Genomic DNA, 19,668 nt, shown 5'->3' on the forward strand with positions numbered 1-19,668 from the left:
TTTTTTGCATTTTGCTCACCGACCGCGGATTATGGGGGGAGCAAACAAGCAATTTCATGCCGGAGTATTACATTTCTAAAAGTTAAAGGGAAAATTCGCAAGATGGCGAAAGAATCGGAATTAAATTTGCCAAAAAACTGTGCAAATGTAGTTTTAACGCAACAACACTAGAATCTTATTCAATTCAAATGGATTTCTATCAACCAGAACTTGCAACATCCGAGAAAGGTGTGCTTGTAATGAATTGTACTGATACTTAATTGAAATGTATTTATACTTGACTGAAAGAAAAAAACGCCCCGACGCTGACGCGCGCGGGGCGTTTTTGCAACTGCCTGGCTGACTTAGAAGGTATAGCCGCCGGTCAGGTAGAAAGTACGGCCCAGCGGATCGGCGTAGCGTGGGTCGAAGCCAACCTGGTGGCCGGACGAAGCGCGCAGCGAGAACGGTGGGTTGCGGTCGGCGATGTTCTTGATGCCGGCGCGCAGCAGCACGTTGCTGTTGACCTTCCACTTGCCCTGCCAGTCGAAGGTCAGGTGCGACGGTACGTGCACGCGGAAAGTTTCCAGCTGGTTGGTGGCAACGTTGCGGCTGGTCGCTTCGGCGTCAGTGTAGCCGTTGCGGTAGTTGGCCACCAGCGAGTTGGAGAACGCGCCGGTATCGAGGGTGGTCGACAGGCGGACGATGTGGCGGAACGACACGGCATCGTTGACGCCAAAGTAGTTCATGCTGTTCACCCAGTCGTTGTCCGTACCTGGCTTGGTGTAGTCGGACTTGATCAGGTAGGTGCCGTTCAGGGTGGTGGTCAGCTTGCCGAACGAGAAGTTGTGGCGATAAGTGGTGTCCCAGTCGATACCCTGGTTGTGGGTCTTGCCGATGTTGATCGACAGGGTCTTCTTGGCCCAGTAGGTCTGGCCGTTGCCCGGATCGACGAAAGTGGTGAACAGTTCGCGGTACTTGACCGGATCGCCGAAGATCAGCGCTTCCGACACGCTCGACACGGCGTCGCGGATCTTCACATCCCACAGGTCAGCCTGCACCGAGAAGTTGCTGGTCGGTTCGAAACGGAAGCCGATGGTGAACTGCTTGGACTTCTCTGGCTTCAGGTTTTCGTTACCGCCGGACAGCACGTTGTACTGGCGCTTGCCCACCTGGCAGTAGTCCGCATTCTCGGCCTTCAGATTGGCAGGGCAGTCCCACGAGTTGGAGGTGAAGCCGGCCGACACCAGCGGCTGGCCGATATCGAGCATGGAAGGAGCCTTGAAGCCGGTGCCATAGGAACCGCGCATCAGGAACGATGGCGTAGGCTGCCAGCGCGCCGACACCTTGTAAGTGGTGGACGATTCCTTTTTGCCCATGTCGCGGTTAGCCAGGTTGTTCTTGACTGCTTCGAAGGTATCGTAGCGTGCGGCGCCGTTCACCTCGAGGCCCTTGATCACTGGCACGTTAACTTCGCCGAATACGCCGTAGTTGTTACGCTCCATGTCGTAGGCTGGCGATGCGCTGAAGCCGAAGATGTCCGAGCTGGTGGCGTGCGGGGTCTGCTGGTAGTGGTAGTTGCGGTAGTCGCCGCCCAGTGCAATCTGCGCGGCGCCCGCTGGCAACTGGAACAGTTCGTGCGAAGCTTTCGCATCGATGCCCTTCAGGGTGGTCGAGGCATCGCGGATCGAACCGTTGAACACCGAGTTGGAGATCAGCTGCTTGGTCGCATCGGATTGGCCGCCAATGCCCAGGAACGGGTCGAACTGGTTCTTGGCCAGCATGTCGCGGAATTCGGTGTTCTTGACGTAGCCGCCAACATAGCGCTCATCGATAGCGTTCCGGGACCAGGTCAGGCCGGTGCCGAAGCCCCAGGAACCGATTTCGCCTTCAGCGCCGAGCACTAGGTTCTTGGACGTGGTGATGGTTTCGCTGTCGCGGGTGCCCCAGTCGTAGGTACGGTAGCTGGCGGTCACGCTCTTGATATCGGTATCTTGCGCAGCGGTGATATATGGACGTACGTAGGTGTTGTACAGCGGCGAGCCCTTGGCGATCGAGACCGAAGCGGTGTTCGGCGCGATGCGCGCGGTGAGGTCCAGGCGCGAGTATGCCGCTTCCACGAATACATTGATCTTGTCGGTGGCTTTCACGGTAGCCTTGCCGAAGAAGCTGTCGCGGCTGTTTTCAGGCACGATCTCGATGGTTTGCACGAAATCGAAGCCGCAGTTCTGCACCAGGGCGGTATTGCTCAACGAGAGCTGGTTCATGGCGGCGCACTGGCCGTTTTTCTTCTGGTACGGGTTAAAGCCGATTGGCGCGGCGCCGGACTTGAAGGTGGCCGACACGTTGGCAGGGATGGCTGCCGGGCTGGTGCGGTCGTAGATATAGCTGTTGCCATTCCAGTTGAACGGCACGTAGGCGGTGTCGGCGAAATCGCGGTCCAGCGCGCGCACCTGCTTGGTTTCGTCCTTGCGGTAGGTCAGCAGCACATTGTAGCGGTCCGAATCCAGGTCGCCCATGCCGTAGGTCAGGTTGAAATTGCTGGTGCGGCCTGCGCTCGATTGGGTGGGCTGGCTGTGGGTGGCTTCGATATTGAAGCCCTGGTAGTTCTTCTTCAGGTTGAAGTTGATGACGCCGGCAATCGCGTCGGAGCCGTACAGGGCGGACGCGCCGTCAGTCAGGATGTCGACGCTCTCAACCGCGCTCATTGGGATGGCGTTCAGGTTGATGGTCGAGCCGGAACCTTGCGGGGCAATACGGCGGCCGTTCAGCAGTACCAGGGTGTAGCTGGCGCCAATATCGTGGATCGAAGCGGTCACGTTGCCGCCGGAATTGGTGCCTGCTGCGATGGCGGCAACCTGGAAGCCCTGCATGGCAGGCAGTGCCTGGATCAGGTCGGCGACGTTGGCCGCGCCGGATTTGGCGATCTGCTCGGCGTTCAGGCGCTGTACTGGCAGCGAGCCTTCCGCATTGATACGCTTGATGGCGGAACCGGTGATCTCAACGCGCTGGATTGGCGTTTCCTGCGCAATGGCAGCGCCAGCGGCAAACACGGCCAGGGCCGACAAGGCCAGGCGTACCGAGCGCACGCCAATTTTCTCCTGGAAAAACATTCCCTACTCCCCTTTTGTTTATGGATGAACAGACTTCACTTTGAAAGTCAGCTCGGGAATTATGAGAGCTAAGCTGTTACCAAGAATTCATACTTGTTACAAGTTTGAAATATTGAGAGAAAATTTGAAGCACCGATCGATCGTCCGAATTTAATTCGACAACATCAAAGCCCTTCGTTGTTTGGACGCGACAGTAAAAAATTATTAATTAATAGACATCACGCCGATAGCGGCCGGAACTTGCCATTTGAACCACAACTGTTTCCGTTAACATCTCGCGCAGGGCACGATCCACGCCAGCCGCCATGCCTTCCAGGCTACCGCACACGTAGATTGCCGCGCCCTCTTCCACCCAGGCGCGCACGGTGGCGGCGTGCCTCAGCAGCAGGTCCTGCACGTACTCCTTGCCAAGCGGGCCGCGCGACCAGGCCAGGTCCAGGCGCGGCAGCATGCCTTCACGTTGCCAGGCGTCCAGTTCATCGTGGTAGAAGGCGTCATGCGCCGGGTCGCGTTCACCAAACAGCAGCCAGTTGCGCGACTGGCCGGCCGCGGCACGCGCCTTCAGGTGGCCCCGCAGTCCGGCGATGCCGCTGCCATTGCCGATCAGGATCAGCGGGCGCGCGGCATTTGCCTCGAGCCGGAAACGGCGGTGCTCGCGCAGGCGCAGGCGCACCATGGCGCCCGCCTCGGCCTGCTGCGTCAGCCAGCCCGAGGCCAGGCCGTGGCTGCCGTCGCCATGGCGGTGCAGGCGCACCAGCAGGTGCACCCTGCCATCGGGCGGGATAGAGGCGATCGAATATTCGCGCGGGCGATCGGGATCGGCTGGCGCCGCGACCTGCACCAGGTCGCCCGATTGCCAGGCCGGCAGCGGCTGGCCTGGCATCGGCTCCAGTTCAAGGTGGTAGATCGGCGCACCGGCGCTGCCAGGATTGAGCTGGCGCCGCTCGGCCAGGCGCCATTCCGCGAAATCGGGCGCATCCCAGTCCGGCGCATCGCTGGTGCCTGCCAGGTGGCTCAATTGCTGGCGCCAGGCCGCGATGGCGGGCGCGGCGCTGCGGTCGACTTCGATGCGCGGGAACAGCGCTTGCGCGCCGCGTTCCGCCAGCCAGGCGTCGAGCGCGCGGCCGAAGCCGCAAAAGCTGCCATAGGCGCTGTCGCCCAGCGCCAGCACGGCGTAATGCATGCGCCCCAGCTGGAGGTCGCTGCGCGCCATCAGGCGCTGTGCAAAGCGCGCTGCGGCGTCGGGCGGATCGCCTTCGCCGTAGGTCGACGCCAGGAACAGCACGCGTTCGGCCGCCTGCAGCGTCGCCGCGTCGAGTTCGTCGAAGTCGCACAACCGGTTCGCAATGCCGGCCACGCGCAGGGTTTCGCTGGTCTGGCGCGCCAGCAGCTCGGCATTGCCGGTCTGGCTGGCGTAGGCCACCAGCCAGGGCGAGTCGCCCGCCGCCGCGCGCGCAGCCTGCGTAGCAGCGCGGGCGCGCCGCGCGCGCACCCAGGGCAGCAGGCATACCAGGCCATAGCCGGCAATCATGGCGGCTGTCAGGCCGAGGCGGGTCGGGTCGTTCGTCAGGATCATTCTTCTTCAAGCATTTTCTGGAAGCGGCTGCTGAGGATTTCGCGCAGCCCCTTCCCTTCGCGCAGCAGGAAGCGCGCGGCCAGGCCCTTGCGTTCTGCCAGTGCCAGCCCTTGTTCAGGGCCAAGCACCGTCAGCGCGGTGGACCAGGCATCGGCGGCCATCGCGCTTTCGTGCACCACCGTGACCGAAGCCAGCGCATTGGAGATCGGCATGCCGTTGCGCGGATCGATGGTATGCGGTCGCCGCTCGGCATCCTGCATGAAGTACTTGCGGTAGTCGCCGGAGGTGGCGACGGCCAGCCCATGCAGCGCGACGGCGATTTCACCCGCGCGGCCGGCGCCTGGCGCCGGCGGTTCTTCCAGCGCTACCCACCAGGGCTGGCCATCGGGCTTGAAGCCGGCGCCGCGCAGCTCGCCGCCGACTTCAACCAGATAGTGGCGGCAGCCCTGGGCTTCGAGGTATTGCGCCAGCCTGTCCACGCCGAAGCCCTTGGCCACTGCCGACAAATCAAGCTGAACCCCGCCGGGCTGGAAGGCGCGCTTGCGCGCGGCATCCAGTTCCACCGTGCGACCCGCCATGCCGGCGCGCACGGTCGCCACATCGCGTGCAGTGGGCGGCACGAAACCGGCTTCGTCATGGCGGCCGGTCGGGCCGAAGCCCCACAGGTTCACCAGCAGGCCGGCGCAGGGATCGCAGGCGCCCCCGGTCGCGCGCGCGACCTCGAGCGCGTATTTCAGGACTTCGAGAAAGCCGGCTGGCAGCACATGCCAGGTACAGGCGCCGGCGCGGTTGAAGCGGCCCAGGTCGGAGGCCGGCTCCCAATGGCTCATCTCGCGCACCACCTGGTCCAACTGCTCCTGCAAGCCAGCCTGCAGGCCGGCGGCGCGCAGCGGCACGCCGGCGGCCATGGCGCCAGGCGCCAGCGCTACCCGCGCCGACCAGGTGGTGCCCATGCTGGCGCCGCCGAAATCGACGATGCCCGCCCCCGCCGGCGCTGGCTCGGCGGAGATAGTGGGCGGCAGCAATACCCGGCGCACCTGCTTACTGCGGCAGTACTTCCACCGTCGCCGCGTAAGTCACGCGGCGCGGCGGCATCTGGCGCGGGCCCGGCTGCTGGCCGGCTTGCGGCGCGGCGGCTGCAGGCCAGCTGCTGGACACCAGGTACATGCCCGCTTCCGGAATCTTGAAGCTGATCTCGCCCTTGGCATCGGTCGCCATGCGGATCTCGCCCAGCGTGCCGCGATAGCGCACGCCACCCGGAATCAGGCTGAAGGCCTGGTTGGCCGCCGGCTTGCCGTCCAGCAGGAAGCGCCAGGTGGCCTGCTCGCCCGCGCGCATATCGTTCGGGTGCGTCACCGGCACCAGCTCCAGGCCAACGCCGCTCGGCTTGAACACCGCTTCATCGGTCTTGTTGGCGCTGACGAAGGTCTCCAGCCGGCTGGCTGTGCGCGACACATTGAGTTCTTCCGCATTGGCCGGCACGTTGGCCGCCAATTCCGCCTCGGAACCGCGCCAGCGCTTCATTTCGCCATTGACCTTCCAGCTCGCCATGACCGACTGGCTCACCAGCGCGATCTTGTAAGTGCCCGGCTTGGCCATCTTCACATCGAAGGTGGAACGCAGGCGGCCGGTCAGCGCGTTCAGCATCTCGACCTTGGCGCCATCAGGACCGGTAATCGAAATGCCATCGAGCTTCAGCGGCTGGTGGTCGATGTCGAACAGGCCTTCGGAAATCGCGGCATCCACGGTCACCCAAGGCTCCTTGGAATCAACCAGGGAAGACGAAGGCAGCAGCCACGGCTTGTGCGCCTGTGCACTGAAAGCGGCGCCGGCCAGTGCCAGCGCGATCAGGGTTTTGCTCAGCTTCATGGCGGCTCCTTATGGTTTGACTTGCACGGTCACGTCGCCCAGTTCTTCCTTGCCCTTGGCGGAGAAGGACTGCGCCGACTTGGGCGGCCATGCCACCGGTACTTTCACCAGCTCGCGGCCGCCCGCTTCGCGCGCAGCCTCCACCACCAGCTGGTAATTGCCAGCCGGGAGCTTGTTCAACGCATCTTTCGCGACCGGGAAGCTCAGCGAAACTTCGCCCGGTGCGCGGGTGGCGCCGCTCACGCCATCCATCGGCATTTCGATGTCGCGGCCCGCCTTGCGCCACCACTGGCGCATATCCTTCAGCCACTTGGTACCGGCATTGTCCTTCTTCTTCACGTCGTACAGCACGGCCAGGTTGGCCACGACCTTCTGGTCCGCGTTCTCCAGCCAGGCCGCCACATATGGGCGGTGGTATTCAGCGACGTTCAGTTGCGGGAGTTCGAATTTCAGCGTCAGGTCGGCCGCCATCGCGGACGCGCTCACCAGCGGCAAGCCGACGGCGATGGAATAGCGAAGTTTCATACAGAGGTCCTTAATGAATGTAGAGCAAAGCGATAACACAGGGAATAACGACACCCAGGCCCACCATCGGCCAGGTGAACGGCCGCTTGGCCGCGTGGAATTTCAGGATCAGCAAACCGGTAATGCAGAACACCAGGCAGGCCGCCGCAAAGATGTCGATGAACCAGTTCCAGGCCGCACCCGTGTTGCGGCCCTTGTGGACGTCGTTCAACCACGAAATCCAGCCGCGGTCCGTGTTCTCGAATTCCGCAGCGCCATCCTCCAGGCCGATGCGCACCCAGGCATCGCCGCCCGCCTTCGGCATCGGCAGGTACACCTCGTCGGCCGACCATTCGGCCTCGCGCCCGCCGGCCTTGATCGACCACGTTTCGCGCAGCCAGCGCTCGCCCGCTTCCGGCAACGGCGCTTTTTCGCCGTCGTGCTTTTCGGCGAAGGCATGCAGTTCGCCGACCAGGGAGTCTGGCGCCGTGGCCTGCTTGCGCACCACAGACGGCTTGGCCTCGATCTGGCTGGCGTGATTCAGGGTGATGCCGGTGATCGCAAACAGGAACATGCCGAGCAGGCACATGGCCGAACTGACCCAATGCCATTCGTGCAGGAGCTTGAGCCAAACTGCGCGCTTGGCCTGGATTTCTGGACTGCCCAAGTTGTTACTTTCCATAAGTGAATACCGGATGATAATGCACCGGGCTTGCCAATGCAATTGAGAATCGTTATCATTTACATTGCTTTACATACCCGCTATCGCCAGCCACCTCCAGTTTGACGGATGCAGCCAGCCGCCAAACATCAACTGCATCAAATCTGGAGAGAATTTTGACCATCCGTAGCCGCAAGCACACGCTGGCCGCCCAGCCGCTGCTGAACCAATCCCTGCTCGCCATGGCCGCCATCGGCCTGCCCCTGTCCGTCCAGGCCCAGGCACAAGAAAAGACCATGGCCGAAGTCAAGGTCGAAGCCGCCGCCGACGTCGCCTACAAGGCCGACCGCGCGTCTTCGCCGAAACTGACTGCCCCGCTGGTGGACACCCCGCAAACCATTACCGTCATCAAGAAGGAATTGCTGCAGGAGCAAGGCGCTGCGTCCGTAATGGAAGCCCTCCAGAACACGCCGGGCATCACCCTGCAACTGGGCGAAAACGGCAACACCAGTGCCGGCGATACCTTCCAGATGCGCGGCTTCTCGGCCCAGTCCTCGATCTTCGTCGACGGCATCCGCGACCTGGGCGCCGTCTCGCGCGACGCCTTCAACCTGGAACAGGTGGAAGTGGTGAAGGGCCCGGCCGGCGCCGACATCGGCCGCGGTGCGGCCGCCGGCTATATCAACCTGGTCTCCAAGACGCCGGTACGCGAGGATGCCGTTTCCGGCACCGTCGCCTTCACCCAGGGCGGCGTCAAGCGCCTGACCGCCGACGTGCAGCGCGCCTTCGGCAGCAGCGGCGCCTTCCGCCTGAACCTGATGGGTTCCGACGGCTCGCAAAAAGGCAGCCGCGCACTGGACCGTGAAAGCCACGGCATCGCGCCTTCCGTCGCCTGGGGCCTGGGCACGCCAACCCGCCTCTACCTGTACTCGCAGCACATCCGCCAGGACAACGTACCTGACGGCGCGATCCCGAGCGTGGGCATGGCCGGCTTCTACAATGGCACCTATCCATGGCTGGCGAAAGCGCAGCGCGTCGACCGCAACAACTGGTATGGCCTGGATGGCGACTATGAGGATGTGAAGGCCGACATGGTTACCGCCAAAATCGAACACGACCTGGCGCCGAAGACCAAGCTGACCAACACCACCCGCTATGGCAAATCCAAAATGGACCGCATCCTGAGCGGCGTGAACGCCGTCACGGCGCTGGATCCGACCAACCCGGCCAGCTGGACCGTCGCACGCACGCGCCAGAGCGTGCTGCAGGAAAACCGTATCCTGGCCAACACCACCAACATCGTGTCGGAGTTCGATGCCTTCGGCGTGCAGCACACCATCTCGACCGGTCTCGAGTTGCTGAACGAAGAACAGTTCACCCCGACCCGCGTCGGCCTCGGCACCGCCAGCGCTGCCAACCTGTACAACCCGAACCCGAAAGATCCGCTGAACGGCTTCGCTCCTTATCTGAACGGCGCGTTCAGCAAAGGCGAAACCACCACCGTCGGCGCCTACCTGTTCGACACCATCAAGCTGAACGAACAATGGCTGGTGAACGCAGGCCTGCGCTACGAGCGCTACGACACGGAGACCAATAGCGCCACCGTGACCGCGCCAAGCACCGTGCCGGTCGCCGCCCACCTGGAAAAGTCCGGCAACCTGAGCAGCTATAAGACCGGCCTGGTCTACAAGCCAACGGCCGATGGCAGCATCTACCTGGCCTATGCCAACTCGAAGACCCCGCCGGGCAGCGCCAACCTTTCGCTGGCGGCCCAGGGCACGAACGCCAACATCAACAGCGCTGCCCTGAAGCCGCAAACCACGACCAACGTGGAACTGGGTACCAAGTGGGACGTGATCCAGAAGCAGCTGGCCCTGACCGCCGCCCTCTACCGCACCACCAACAAGGATGAAATCCCGGTCAAGATCGATGAAGTGACCAACACCTGGGGCCAGTTGGGCAAGCGCCAGGTGCAAGGCGTGGAGCTGGGCGCCGTCGGCCAGGTTACCAAGGCCTGGAGCGTGATCGCCGGCGTCGCTTTCATGGACACCGAGATCAAGGAAAGCAATACCGGCGCCGGCAACAATGGCCTGGGCGCGGCAACTCGCTGGTCGCCGAAAAAGACCGCTACCCTGTGGACCAACTACAAGCTGAACGACAAGCTGAGCTTGGGCGGCGGCGCGCGCTACACCGGTACCCAGTACCGCCTGGTCGATCCGACCGGCGACGCGGCCAAGACCAATATGCCGTCGATGCCATCCTACACCGTAGTCGATGCCATGGCGGCCTACCAGCTGTCGAAGAACGTGTCGCTGCAGCTGAACGTGTACAACGTGTTCGACAAGTTCTACCTCTCCAGCCTGAACAACGGCGGCTCACGCTTTGTGATCGGTGCCCCGCGTATTGCCAAGGCGACCGCATCCTTCCAGTTCTAAGGATCGCGGCAAAAAGAAAGGCGGGCTCGCAGCCCGCCTTTTTTATTCAAACGCCGGAACTTGCATCCGGCCCTGGCGCACCGCCTTCGGTGCCCAATCCACTGCCGCCCTGCCGCGAACCGCTTTCCGTAGCACTTTGCCGGTTACCCGGCAAAGGTCGGTCGGCGCGGCGGATCTGCCCCTCCGGAACCTCGGCGTTGGCAATTTCCGGATGCTCTGTATCGACCAGCACAAAGTTTTGCTGGTTCTCCGTGTCCTTACTGGGTTTGTCAGGCCTTCCCATGCTGGCCTCCTTACTTCAATGAAACTTAGTACTTATCGCCACCCTGCTTGTTGCCCTGGTAGTCCTGCTGGTAGTCTTTGCTGAACTCCTGCTGGCCCTGGCTGGGTTGCTGCTCGGTACGGCTGGCGTTGCCACGCGAACCGCTCTGGCGGTTGCCATCGTTCTTGTGGCTCATGCTGCCGGCACGGCGTGCTTCCTCGGAAGTGAATTCGTGTGCCGTGCCCTTCTGGTGGGCTGCGCGGCCGCCTTCGGAAGCAATTTCCCTCTGGCGTTGTGGGTCCATGGAGGCAAAGCCACGTGCACTTTGCTTGCTGCCGGAAGGACTGTCCTGCCGGTTGCCGCGTTTGTCGCCTGGATTGTTCGAAGCCATGATTCGTCCCCCTGCTTGGTTCGGTGGAAAAGACCCCCGCCCCTTACCGTAGGCGCGGGAGAACTCATGTTAGTGCAAGCACTGTACAGGTAATATAGGACGTTCAGCGCGACAAATGTAGGATATCGCCTACCTTTTTTCTATTGGGAAAACCGCATCATCGGCCACAACATACACCCTGTCCGTGGTTTCCGGAATCAAAGAGTGCCCGCCAGTAAAGGCGCCAAAGGCCGGCAAGATGGCGCGCGTAGTGCCAAGCAGAAAGCAAGGCAAGCGCAACGACTCGCGCGCGGTGCGTAGGTGAAACACGGGATGCACGTGGCCAGCAACGGCATAGCCTTCGCAAGCCACATCGGGATGGTGGCACAGGGCGAACGGGCCGCAGGCATACGGCTCGTCGGCCATCGTTACGTCGAGCAGCGTGGATGGATCGCCCGCGTGCCAGTCATGGTTGCCGCGCACCAGCAGCAGCGCCAGATCGCGATGCCGGCTGCGCCAATCTAGCATGGCCTGCAATGTTGCCGGCGCCTGCGCGGCCCTCGCGTGCAGGAAGTCGCCGAGAAAAACGATGCGTTGCGTGTCATGCGTCGTTAGCAAGGTTTCGAGCACGGCAAGGTTTTCGCTTGTCGTCCCGCGCGGCACCGGTACGCCCAGCGCGCGGAAGCTGGCCGCTTTGCCGAAATGGACGTCCGCCACCATCAAGGTTTTCGCAGCCGGCCAGTACAGTGCCTTTTGCGGCAACAGCAGCACGCGCTCGCCTGCCAGTTCGGTTGCGACGGAATTCATGGACCGGCGGCCTTTTCCAGCTCACGCAGCATGCGGGCGACGCGATCGGACAGCCTTTCGGTCGTCAGCTTCTCGCGGAAGCGTTCCACCATCAACGCGAAGCCGAACGGCGTGGCGCGGCGCACTTCATGGAAGCTGGGCCGGCGCCGCTGCAAGTCCTGCAGCGTGGCACGCAAGCGCCCCAGTTCAAGCTCTTGCTCGAGCACTTCGCGCTGGGCCTGCGTCAGCAGCAGGTTGTTGGCGTCGTGCTTGCAAAAGACTTCAAAGAACAAGGACGAAGAGGCCTGCAATTGGCGATTGCTTTTCGGCTGGCCCGGAAAGCCCTGGAAGATCAATCCGGCGATGCGCGCAATCTCGCGGAACCGCCGCTGCGACAACTCGCTGGCATTCAGGCTGGCCAACACATCTTCCAGCAAGTTCTCCGTCGTGAAGGCGCCGCCCTCGTCCAGTGCCTCGCGCCACGGCAGCGCCTCCGGCGCCAGCAATTCAAAACCGTAATCGTTGACGGCGATCGAAAACGTCGCGGGCCGCGCGCGGGCAATGCGATACGCCAGCAACGACGCCAGGCCGATGTGCACCGAGCGCCCGGCGAAGGGATAGACGAACAGATGGTGTCCCTCCCTGCTTTCCATCGCCTCGATCACGGTAGTATCCGGTGTTGGGAGCGCCGACCAGCGCTGCTGGATATCGAGCAGCGGCTTGATGGCCTGCATTTCCGGTCCCGCGTAGCAGCCCTCCGTGGCACGCCGCAACTGCTCTAGCGCGGCGTGCGCCAGCTCGGACGACAATGGCATCTTGCCGCCCTGCCAGCGCGGAACAGCCCCCTTGGCGCCCGTAGCGCGCCGCACGAAGGCCGTCATTTCATGCATGCGCACGAATTCGAGAATGCGGCCGCCGAACAGGAAGTGGTCGCCTTTGGCCAGGCGTGCTATGAAGCCTTCCTCCACGCTGCCAAGCGCGGAGCCGTTCATGTACTTCACCTGCACCGTCGCTTCAGAAACGATGGTGCCGATGCCCATCCGATGGCGGCGCGCGATGGCTGCATCGGGCACGCGGTAAATGCCCTCCTCGTCCGCCAGCACACGGCGGTATTCGGGATAGGCGGACAGGCTTTGCCCGCCGCGCGCCACGAAGTCCAGGGCCCATTGCCATTCCTCCTGGCTTAGCGCGCGATAAGACCATGCCGTTCGCACTTCGGCCATAAGTTCCTCACTGCGGAAGCCGCCGCCCAGCGCCACCGTCACGAGGTGCTGGACCAGCACATCCAGCGGCTTTTCCGGCGGCGGCCGGGGTTCCACCCGGCGTTCGCGCACCGCCTCGATGGCGCCTGCCGCCTCCAGCAGTTCCAGGCTATGCGTCGGCACCAGCGTCGCGCGCGAAGTGCGGCCTGGCGCGTGCCCCGAGCGTCCTGCGCGCTGCAGCAGGCGCGCGATGCCTTTGGCACTGCCGATCTGCAGTACCCGCTCCACCGGCAGGAAGTCGACGCCAAGGTCGAGGCTCGACGTGCAGACCACGGCTTTGAGCTTGCCCTGCTTGAGGCCCTGCTCTACCCATTCGCGCACTTCCTTGTCGAGCGAACCATGATGCAGGGCCAGGACGCCCGCCCACTCGGGTCTCGCATCGAGCAGGTTCTGGTACCACAATTCGGCCTGGGAGCGTGTGTTGCAGAACACCAGCGTGCTGGCGTGTTGCGCGATCTCGTTGGCGACCGGTTTCAGCATCTGCAAGCCCAGGTGGCCGGCCCAGGGAAAGCGCGATGGATGGTCGGGCACCAGGGTATCGACCAGAACCTCCTTGCGCAGGTGGCCTTCGACGATTGCGCCATGCGGCGCCAGCACGTCGCGCGCCTGCTGCAGGTTGCCAAGGGTGGCCGACAGGCCCCACACCACCAAGCCAGGCTGCCAGCTGCGCAACCGCGCCAGCGCAAGCTGGGCTTGCACGCCGCGCTTGTTGCCCATCAACTCATGCCATTCGTCGACCACCAGCATGTCCAGTTGCGCAAACAGTTCGCTCGCCTCCGGGCGGCTAAGCAGGACGCTGAGGCTTTCCGGCGTCGTGACCAGCGCATGCGGCAGGAGGCGCGCTTGCCTGGCTCGGGTTCCACTGTCGGTGTCGCCGGTGCGCGATTCGATTTGCCAGGCGGGCAACAAGTCGGCGGCGGAGGTCTGCAGCGCGCGCAGGGTGTCTGCCGCAAGCGCCCGCATCGGCGTGACCCAGAGCAGGCGCAAGCCGGGCTTGCGACTGGCCCTCGCGCGCTGCAAAGCCGCCAGCCAGACGGCCAGCGTCTTGCCGGAGCCGGTCGTGGCATGCAGCAGGCCGGACTCGCCGCGCCGTGCCGCATCCCATACCTCGCGCTGGAAGGGAAAGACCGACCAGCCGCGCGTTGCAAACCATTCCTCCACCATCTCACGCGAAGGGCCTGCCGGTGAGCCGGAGGCAGGCAGCCGTGCAGGTTGCGGCGCCTCGCCGGGTGGCACTGGCGGCTGGCGGCGCGGCAAGGGACGCGGACGGGGGACGGCGGGACTCATGGCGGCGCCTGCACCAGCAAGCCGCGCAAAGTGTCGAGCGTATCGGCATCCTCGACGGCCTTGTCGTCGCGCCGCCGCAGGATGCGCGGGAAACGCACCGCAATGCCAGACTTGTGGCGCGGCGACAACGCAATGCCTTCGAACCCGATCTCGAACACCATGGTCGGCCGCACGCTGCGCACCGGCCCGAAGCGCTCGACGGTCGTGCGGCGCACCGCGTTATCCACCTGCGCGATTTCGGCATCGGTCAGGCCGGAGTAGGCCTTGGCAAATGGCACCAGCTTGCGCTCGCCCTCCCCGTCGCTGTCCCATACCGCAAACGTATAGTCGGTGTACAGCGAAGCGCGCCGGCCATGTCCGGCCTGTGCATAGACCAGTACCGCATCAACGCTGAAAGGGTCGATCTTCCACTTCCACCAGGTGCCCACGTCCTTGGTGCGGCCGACGCCATACTGAGCATCCTTCGCTTTCAGCATCATGCCTTCCACGCCCCGTGCCCGCGATTCCATGCGGACCTGCGCCAGTTGCCCCCAGTCCTCCGCCAGCACCAGCGGCGACAGGCGCAGCTGCGGCTGCGCTACCTGCGCCACCAACTGCTCCAGCAAGGCGCGCCGCTCGTGCTGCGGCAACTGGCGAACGTCGACGCCGTCGAGCTCCAGCAAATCATACGCCACCAGTACTGCCGGAAGTTCGGACAGCAGCTTCGCGCTGACCAGCTTGCGACCGATGCGCTTCTGCAGCGCTGCGAAAGGCGCCGGCGCATCGCCTTGCGGCCAGACAAGGATTTCGCCATCGATCACCGTGCCCTGCGGCAGGTGCAGGGACGCCAGTTCAGGGAAGCGTTCGGTGATCAGGTCCTCGCCGCGCGACCACAGGAAATTCAGTCCTGCGCGTGACACAAGCTGCGCCCGCATGCCGTCGTATTTCCACTCGACCTGCCAGGCCGCCAGGTCGCCCAGCGTAGCGGGATCGGCCTGCAAGGCATGAGCCAGGAAAAATGGGTAGGGCTGCCCGCCGCGCTCCGCATGCTCGGTCGCAGACGGCGCCGCAATCAACTGCAGGAAGCCTTGCGCCGTCGGCCGCACCCTGCCATCGGTCCAGCCCATGAGCCGCTGCGCCACCAGCTTGCTGTCCACCGCTGCGATGGCGCTGAGCGCACGGGTGACCAGCAGGCGCGACACGCCAACACGGAAACCGCCGCCGATCAGTTTCACCAGCAGGAACCGTTCGCGGGTCTCCAGTTCGTCCCAATACCGGAACAGGGCGGCCCGCACCTCGTCCGGCGCAGCGCCGCGCAAAGGCGCGATGCGCTGCTCGATCCACTCCGCCAGGCCGACCTCGCTCTCCTGGCTTGGCGCCGGCAGGATGTGGGCGATCGTCTCTGCCAGGTCGCCGACCGCGTTGTAGCACTCATCAAACAGCCATTCATCCAGTCCCGCATACTCCGTCGCATACTGGCGCAGCAACTTGACCGGGACCGCCTGCCGCGGCTTGCCGCCGGCCAGGAAATACACGGCCCACGCCGCATTCTCCGGTGCTGCCTTGCTGAAATAGGCTTGCAGCGCTTCCAGCTTGCGCTTGGTGGACGTGGTTTCATCCAGTTCCGCATACAGGCGGGCAAACTCACGCATCGCCCGCCTCCCCTGCCTCCTCGTCGCCGTATTCGGTATCGAAGCCCTTGGCGTCATAGCCGTTCTGGCACAGCCAGCGCACCATGACCGGAATCGAGCCATGCGTGACGATCACCCGTTGCGCCCCGGTGGCGCGAATGGCTTGCATCAAGCCCGGCCAGTCGGCATGGTCGGACAACACGAAACCGCGGTCTACCGCCCGTCGCCGGCGCGCGCCGCGCAATTGCATCCAGCCGCTGGCAAAGGCATCGCTGAAATCACCGAAGCGGCGTATCCACGGCGACCCGGCAGCCGATGGCGGCGCCAGTACGAGCGCCTGGCGCAGCGCTGCCTTGTCCACATCGCCCACCATCACCGTCGGCGGCAGCGCAACGCCGCCCTCCCGATATATCCGGTTCAAGGGCTCCACCGCTCCGTGGCAGACGATAGGACCAATCGAAGGATCGAGCCCGCTCAGGATGCGCTGCGCCTTGCCAAACGCGTAGCACAGCATGACGCTGCATCGCCCTTCTTGCGCATTGCGGCGCCACCAGGCATTCATGTCGTCGAAAATCGCCTGCTGCGCCTGCCAGCGGTAGATTGGCAGGCCGAAAGTGGACTCCGTGATGAAGCAGTGGCAGCGCACCGGTTCGAACGCCGCACAGGTGGCATCGGGCTCCACCTTGTAGTCGCCCGAGGCAACCCATACCTCGCCTTGGTATTCCATGCGCACTTGCGCCGAGCCGAGCACATGCCCGGCCGGGTGCAGCGAGATGCGCACGCCAAGGTGCTCCAGCGCCTCGCCATATTCGAGACCCTGGACGTTTACCTGGCCCAGGCGAGCGCGCAAGATGCCGATGCCCGGCGCGGCGCACAGGTAGTGCGCGTGACCGGGACGTGCATGGTCGCCATGGCCATGCGTGATCACGGCGCGTTCCACAGGGCGCCAGGGGTCGATATAGAAGCCGCCCGGCACGCAATACAGCCCCTCTTTGCGCACGACTACCATGTCGGCCATCGCTACCCTCCTGAGTCGATTGTCGGCGGCGACCTGCAGTTATCGCAAGTACCGCAGCGCTCTATGCCGGCTGACTCATCGCCGAAATAAACGAGCAGGAGCTTCCAGCGGCAGAAGCCGCTCTGCGCGTAAGACACCATCTGCGCCAGCGCCTCGCGGTCGTGCTCCTGCTTCTCGCGATAGCGTTCCGCCAGGCGCTCGAGGTCGACCGGGCGCGGCGCACCGCCTGCCGCCCGGTATTGCAGCTTGCGATCCTGTTTCAGCCAGCCGCCTTCCTTCAACAGCTTGAGCGCGACCTGGCTGCGCTTGTCGCGCGGCCACTCGCCACCTGAAGCAGCATCATACGCCGCGCGCAGCAAGGCCGCGTCGGGATAGCTGCGCGCAAGGAAGAACTGCTGCACGCGCTTGTCCTCGTGGAAGTACAGCAAGGTGCATTCGGCTGACTCGCGGTCGCGCCCTGCCCGCCCCGCCTCCTGGTAGTATGCTTCCAGGCTGGCCGGCACCTGCAGGTGGATCACGAAGCGGATGTCGGACTTGTCGATGCCCATGCCAAAGGCATTGGTCGCCACCATGACGCGGCGCGCGCCGGACATGAACATTTCCTGGTTCTGGTGGCGTTCGGCGGCATTCAGTTTGCCGTGATAGAGCGTTACGCTTTCGCCGGCTTCCTCCAGCGCGGCCAGCATGTCTTGCGCGGCCTTGATGGTAGCGGCATACACAATGCCGCTACCCGGCGTTTCGCGCACCAGGCGCAACGCCTCGGCCGCCCGCTCATCGGCATTGGTCACCTGGCGCACGGCCAGGTGCAGGTTGGGCCGGTAGATGCCGGTGTTCACAATGCGCATTTCCGGCGCGCCAAGCTGGCGCCGAATATCGTCTACCACTTCGTCGGTGGCAGTGGCGGTCAGCGCCAGCACCGGCGGCCGTCCCAGCGCATCGAGAGCCGCACCGATATCGAGGTAAGCCGGCCGGAAATCATGGCCCCAGCGCGAGATGCAGTGGGCTTCATCGACCACCACCAGGCCAATGTCGGCCTTGTGCAGCAGCGACATGAACTCCGGCGTCGCCAACCGCTCCGGCGTGCAGAACACAATGCGCTCCTCGTTGTTGCGCAAGCCTTGCAATGCTTCCTGCTGCTCGTCAGCCGGCACTTTGCTGTTGAGCTGCGCGGCCTCGATGCCGATATCATCGAGCTTCTCGGCCTGGTCCTTCATCAGGGAAATCAGCGGCGAGACGACCACTGTGCTGCCTTTCAGGATCGAGGCGGGGATCTGGTAGCACAGCGACTTGCCGCTGCCGGTCGGCATGATGGCAAGCGTGTCATGCCCCGCCAGCACGCTGTCGATCACTTGTCGCTGGCCAGCGCGCAAACGGTCAACGCCGAACACGTCGCGCAGCAGGGTGCGGATTTGATGATGAGTAGCCATGGCCGCAACTTAGCGCGATTGCTGGTAAGATGTCGGCGTCCTAAGTAACATACCGAGCGGCAAAATGTCTTTCTCCCTTAGCGAAACCACCTACAGCACTGACACTCCCGAAGCCAAACGCGCCATGTACGAAGACTTGCGCGCGCAACTGGGCGGACTGGTGCACGGCGAACATGACTGGATCGCCAACACTGCCAATGCCAGCTCGCTGGTGTTCAACACCATGCCGGGCTTGAACTGGGCGGGTTTCTATTTCATGCAGGGTCCGGATGAACTGGTGCTCGGCCCGTTCCAGGGCAAGCCAGCCTGCATCCGCATCAGGAAGGGCCGTGGCGTATGCGGCAGCACTGTCGAAAAGCGCGCCACCAGCGTAGTGGAAGACGTGCATGCCTTCCCGGGCCATATCGCCTGCGATGCTGCCTCGCGCTCCGAGCTGGTGGTGCCGATCTTCGGCAAGGACGGCGAAGTGATCGGCGTGTTCGACCTCGACAGCCCTCTGCCGGGCCGCTTTGACGCTGTCGACGCTGAAGGCATTGAATCGCTGGTCCGCATCCTCGAACAAAGCCGCGCCTGATCCATCTCAAGAACCGTGGCGGCGCGCTTTGCATCGAAGCTGCCGTTCACGGTTGACGAGCTCTCGATTTCGATGTTGAGCCTTGGGCAAGCATGTGGCCAGTTTTACGCCAATGCTGGCCAGTACACCCAGCGTTCCAATCGTTTCCAGCAATGCGTCAAGCATGGTTGCCTCCCAGGCAGGCCTTCACAAAGAACATCAAGGTGATGCAGAACGTGGTGAGCAGCGTGAATGCGCGGATTACCTCAGCTGGTGCGCGGCGCCCGGCGCGAGCGCCGCCATAGCCGCCGATGACCGCGCCGGCCAGCATGGCCAGCGTGAGCGGCCAATGCACTGCATGTGCAAACATGAATGCAGCCACCGCCACGCCATTGGCTGCGCTGACCAGCAGCGTGCGCGGCGCATTCAACTCCTTCAGGTCGCGCTTGTCGATCAGGCCCCACATGGCCATCATCATGATCCCGACCGCGCCGCCAAAATAACCGCCGTACACGCCGAGGGCGAACTGCAGCGCCAGCACCGCAGGCGCGCCCACCTGCCAGCGCGCTCGCAGTGCCGCACCAAGGCGCCGCCCGAACGCCAGCGCAATCGACGCCAACAGCAGGAGCCATGGCAGCACAAAGGTAAATGCCGCTGATGAAGTCCGCAACAGCAGCAGGGCTCCGGCCAAGCCGCCGCACAGCGTTGTCGCCAGCATCAGTCGCAGTGGGACGCCGCCGACCGGCTGCAAGCCGTCGCGGTAGGCCCAGGCGCTGGCCAGCCCGCCCGGGAACAAGGCTACCGTGCTGGAAGCATTCGCCTGAACCGGTGGCACGCCAGCGGCGATCAGTGCCGGCAGGCTGACAAATGAGCCTCCGCCCGCCAGCGCGTTCATCGCTCCAGCCAGCATCCCCGCGGAAAAAGTCAGAATCATCGAATCCATGCCGCCGATGTTA

The 19,668-nt window shown here is 63.7% G+C and carries 17 protein-coding genes; 2 read left to right on the forward strand and 15 right to left on the reverse strand.

Annotated features, from left to right (window positions below; translation table 11 throughout):
• Positions 1-344 precede the first annotated feature (344 nt).
• From ACN9MU_RS24520 to ACN9MU_RS24545, 6 genes are all read right to left on the reverse strand, one after another.
• Entirely contained in the window at positions 345-3,092 is a 2,748-nt protein-coding gene (locus ACN9MU_RS24520; protein ID WP_426163440.1) for a TonB-dependent receptor domain-containing protein, read from the reverse strand.
• Positions 3,093-3,300: 208 nt separating this feature from the next.
• Positions 3,301-4,668: a sulfite reductase subunit alpha gene (locus ACN9MU_RS24525; protein WP_426343580.1), complete on the reverse strand. Its 1,368-nt coding sequence runs from the start codon at positions 4,666-4,668 to the stop codon at positions 3,301-3,303.
• Positions 4,665-5,705, reverse strand: coding sequence for an FAD:protein FMN transferase (locus tag ACN9MU_RS24530; protein WP_426343581.1), 1,041 nt, complete (start codon positions 5,703-5,705; stop codon positions 4,665-4,667). Before ACN9MU_RS24530 ends, ACN9MU_RS24525 begins: the two co-directional genes overlap by 4 nt.
• A gap of 4 nt (positions 5,706-5,709) precedes the next feature.
• Positions 5,710-6,537 (reverse strand): DUF4198 domain-containing protein, encoded by an 828-nt coding sequence (locus ACN9MU_RS24535; protein WP_426343582.1) that lies wholly within the window; start codon positions 6,535-6,537, stop codon positions 5,710-5,712.
• Positions 6,538-6,546: 9 nt separating this feature from the next.
• Positions 6,547-7,062, reverse strand: coding sequence for a DUF2271 domain-containing protein (locus ACN9MU_RS24540; protein WP_426318832.1), 516 nt, complete (start codon positions 7,060-7,062; stop codon positions 6,547-6,549).
• 10 nt (positions 7,063-7,072) lie between these two features.
• Complete coding sequence (locus ACN9MU_RS24545; protein WP_426318833.1) at positions 7,073-7,708, reverse strand: PepSY-associated TM helix domain-containing protein; 636 nt, start codon at positions 7,706-7,708, stop codon at positions 7,073-7,075.
• A 170-nt stretch (positions 7,709-7,878) separates the two neighbouring features.
• Here ACN9MU_RS24545 and ACN9MU_RS24550 point away from each other — a divergent pair, with 170 nt between their 5' ends.
• A complete protein-coding gene (locus ACN9MU_RS24550; protein ID WP_426343583.1) occupies positions 7,879-10,137 on the forward strand; it encodes a catecholate siderophore receptor Fiu in 2,259 nt (752 codons plus the stop codon).
• 46 nt (positions 10,138-10,183) lie between these two features.
• Here the strand turns inward: ACN9MU_RS24550 and ACN9MU_RS24555 are convergent, their stop codons facing one another.
• From ACN9MU_RS24555 to ACN9MU_RS24585, 7 genes are all read right to left on the reverse strand, one after another.
• Positions 10,184-10,420, reverse strand: coding sequence for a hypothetical protein (locus ACN9MU_RS24555; protein ID WP_426163456.1), 237 nt, complete (start codon positions 10,418-10,420; stop codon positions 10,184-10,186).
• Between the two features lie 25 nt (positions 10,421-10,445).
• Positions 10,446-10,790 (reverse strand): KGG domain-containing protein, encoded by a 345-nt coding sequence (locus ACN9MU_RS24560; RefSeq protein ID WP_426163458.1) that lies wholly within the window; start codon positions 10,788-10,790, stop codon positions 10,446-10,448.
• Between the two features lie 129 nt (positions 10,791-10,919).
• Positions 10,920-11,576: a ligase-associated DNA damage response endonuclease PdeM gene (gene pdeM / locus ACN9MU_RS24565; RefSeq protein ID WP_426343584.1), complete on the reverse strand. Its 657-nt coding sequence runs from the start codon at positions 11,574-11,576 to the stop codon at positions 10,920-10,922.
• A complete protein-coding gene (locus ACN9MU_RS24570) occupies positions 11,573-13,981 on the reverse strand; it encodes a ligase-associated DNA damage response DEXH box helicase (protein ID WP_426344904.1) in 2,409 nt (802 codons plus the stop codon). The genes pdeM and ACN9MU_RS24570 overlap by 4 nt, the downstream gene beginning before the upstream one ends.
• Positions 13,982-14,100: 119 nt before the next feature.
• Entirely contained in the window at positions 14,101-15,735 is a 1,635-nt protein-coding gene (locus ACN9MU_RS24575; RefSeq protein WP_426343585.1) for an ATP-dependent DNA ligase, read from the reverse strand.
• Positions 15,728-16,732, reverse strand: coding sequence for a ligase-associated DNA damage response exonuclease (locus ACN9MU_RS24580; RefSeq protein WP_426343586.1), 1,005 nt, complete (start codon positions 16,730-16,732; stop codon positions 15,728-15,730). Before ACN9MU_RS24580 ends, ACN9MU_RS24575 begins: the two co-directional genes overlap by 8 nt.
• A 2-nt stretch (positions 16,733-16,734) precedes the next feature.
• A complete protein-coding gene (locus ACN9MU_RS24585; protein WP_426318838.1) occupies positions 16,735-18,159 on the reverse strand; it encodes a RecQ family ATP-dependent DNA helicase in 1,425 nt (474 codons plus the stop codon).
• A 64-nt stretch (positions 18,160-18,223) separates the two neighbouring features.
• Here ACN9MU_RS24585 and ACN9MU_RS24590 point away from each other — a divergent pair, with 64 nt between their 5' ends.
• Positions 18,224-18,733 (forward strand): GAF domain-containing protein, encoded by a 510-nt coding sequence (locus ACN9MU_RS24590; RefSeq protein ID WP_426163473.1) that lies wholly within the window; start codon positions 18,224-18,226, stop codon positions 18,731-18,733.
• A gap of 6 nt (positions 18,734-18,739) precedes the next feature.
• Here the strand turns inward: ACN9MU_RS24590 and ACN9MU_RS24595 are convergent, their stop codons facing one another.
• Both ACN9MU_RS24595 and ACN9MU_RS24600 read right to left on the reverse strand, forming a co-directional pair.
• Complete coding sequence (locus ACN9MU_RS24595; protein ID WP_426343587.1) at positions 18,740-18,898, reverse strand: hypothetical protein; 159 nt, start codon at positions 18,896-18,898, stop codon at positions 18,740-18,742.
• Complete coding sequence (locus ACN9MU_RS24600) at positions 18,891-19,655, reverse strand: sulfite exporter TauE/SafE family protein (protein WP_426163475.1); 765 nt, start codon at positions 19,653-19,655, stop codon at positions 18,891-18,893. The genes ACN9MU_RS24595 and ACN9MU_RS24600 overlap by 8 nt, the downstream gene beginning before the upstream one ends.
• Positions 19,656-19,668: the final 13 nt, after the last annotated feature.

Source organism: Pseudoduganella sp. R-32, from assembly GCF_049913245.1.
Classification (GTDB): domain Bacteria; phylum Pseudomonadota; class Gammaproteobacteria; order Burkholderiales; family Burkholderiaceae_D; genus Rugamonas.

Excerpts from the sequence above, each read along its gene's own strand:
- ACN9MU_RS24520 (WP_426163440.1), bottom strand. The coding sequence starts at position 3,092 with ATGTTTTTCCAGGAGAAAATTGGCGTGCGCTCGGTACGCCTGGCCTTG.
- ACN9MU_RS24525 (WP_426343580.1), bottom strand. The coding sequence starts at position 4,668 with ATGATCCTGACGAACGACCCGACCCGCCTCGGCCTGACAGCCGCCATG.
- ACN9MU_RS24535 (WP_426343582.1), bottom strand. The coding sequence starts at position 6,537 with ATGAAGCTGAGCAAAACCCTGATCGCGCTGGCACTGGCCGGCGCCGCT.
- ACN9MU_RS24540 (WP_426318832.1), bottom strand. The coding sequence starts at position 7,062 with ATGAAACTTCGCTATTCCATCGCCGTCGGCTTGCCGCTGGTGAGCGCG.
- ACN9MU_RS24555 (WP_426163456.1), bottom strand. The coding sequence starts at position 10,420 with ATGGGAAGGCCTGACAAACCCAGTAAGGACACGGAGAACCAGCAAAAC.
- ACN9MU_RS24560 (WP_426163458.1), bottom strand. The coding sequence starts at position 10,790 with ATGGCTTCGAACAATCCAGGCGACAAACGCGGCAACCGGCAGGACAGT.
- pdeM (WP_426343584.1), bottom strand. The coding sequence starts at position 11,576 with ATGAATTCCGTCGCAACCGAACTGGCAGGCGAGCGCGTGCTGCTGTTG.
- ACN9MU_RS24570 (WP_426344904.1), bottom strand. The coding sequence starts at position 13,981 with ATGGTGGAGGAATGGTTTGCAACGCGCGGCTGGTCGGTCTTTCCCTTC.
- ACN9MU_RS24575 (WP_426343585.1), bottom strand. The coding sequence starts at position 15,735 with ATGCGTGAGTTTGCCCGCCTGTATGCGGAACTGGATGAAACCACGTCC.
- ACN9MU_RS24580 (WP_426343586.1), bottom strand. The coding sequence starts at position 16,732 with ATGGCCGACATGGTAGTCGTGCGCAAAGAGGGGCTGTATTGCGTGCCG.
- ACN9MU_RS24585 (WP_426318838.1), bottom strand. The coding sequence starts at position 18,159 with ATGGCTACTCATCATCAAATCCGCACCCTGCTGCGCGACGTGTTCGGC.
- ACN9MU_RS24590 (WP_426163473.1), top strand. The coding sequence starts at position 18,224 with ATGTCTTTCTCCCTTAGCGAAACCACCTACAGCACTGACACTCCCGAA.
- ACN9MU_RS24595 (WP_426343587.1), bottom strand. The coding sequence starts at position 18,898 with ATGCTTGACGCATTGCTGGAAACGATTGGAACGCTGGGTGTACTGGCC.
- ACN9MU_RS24600 (WP_426163475.1), bottom strand. The coding sequence starts at position 19,655 with ATGGATTCGATGATTCTGACTTTTTCCGCGGGGATGCTGGCTGGAGCG.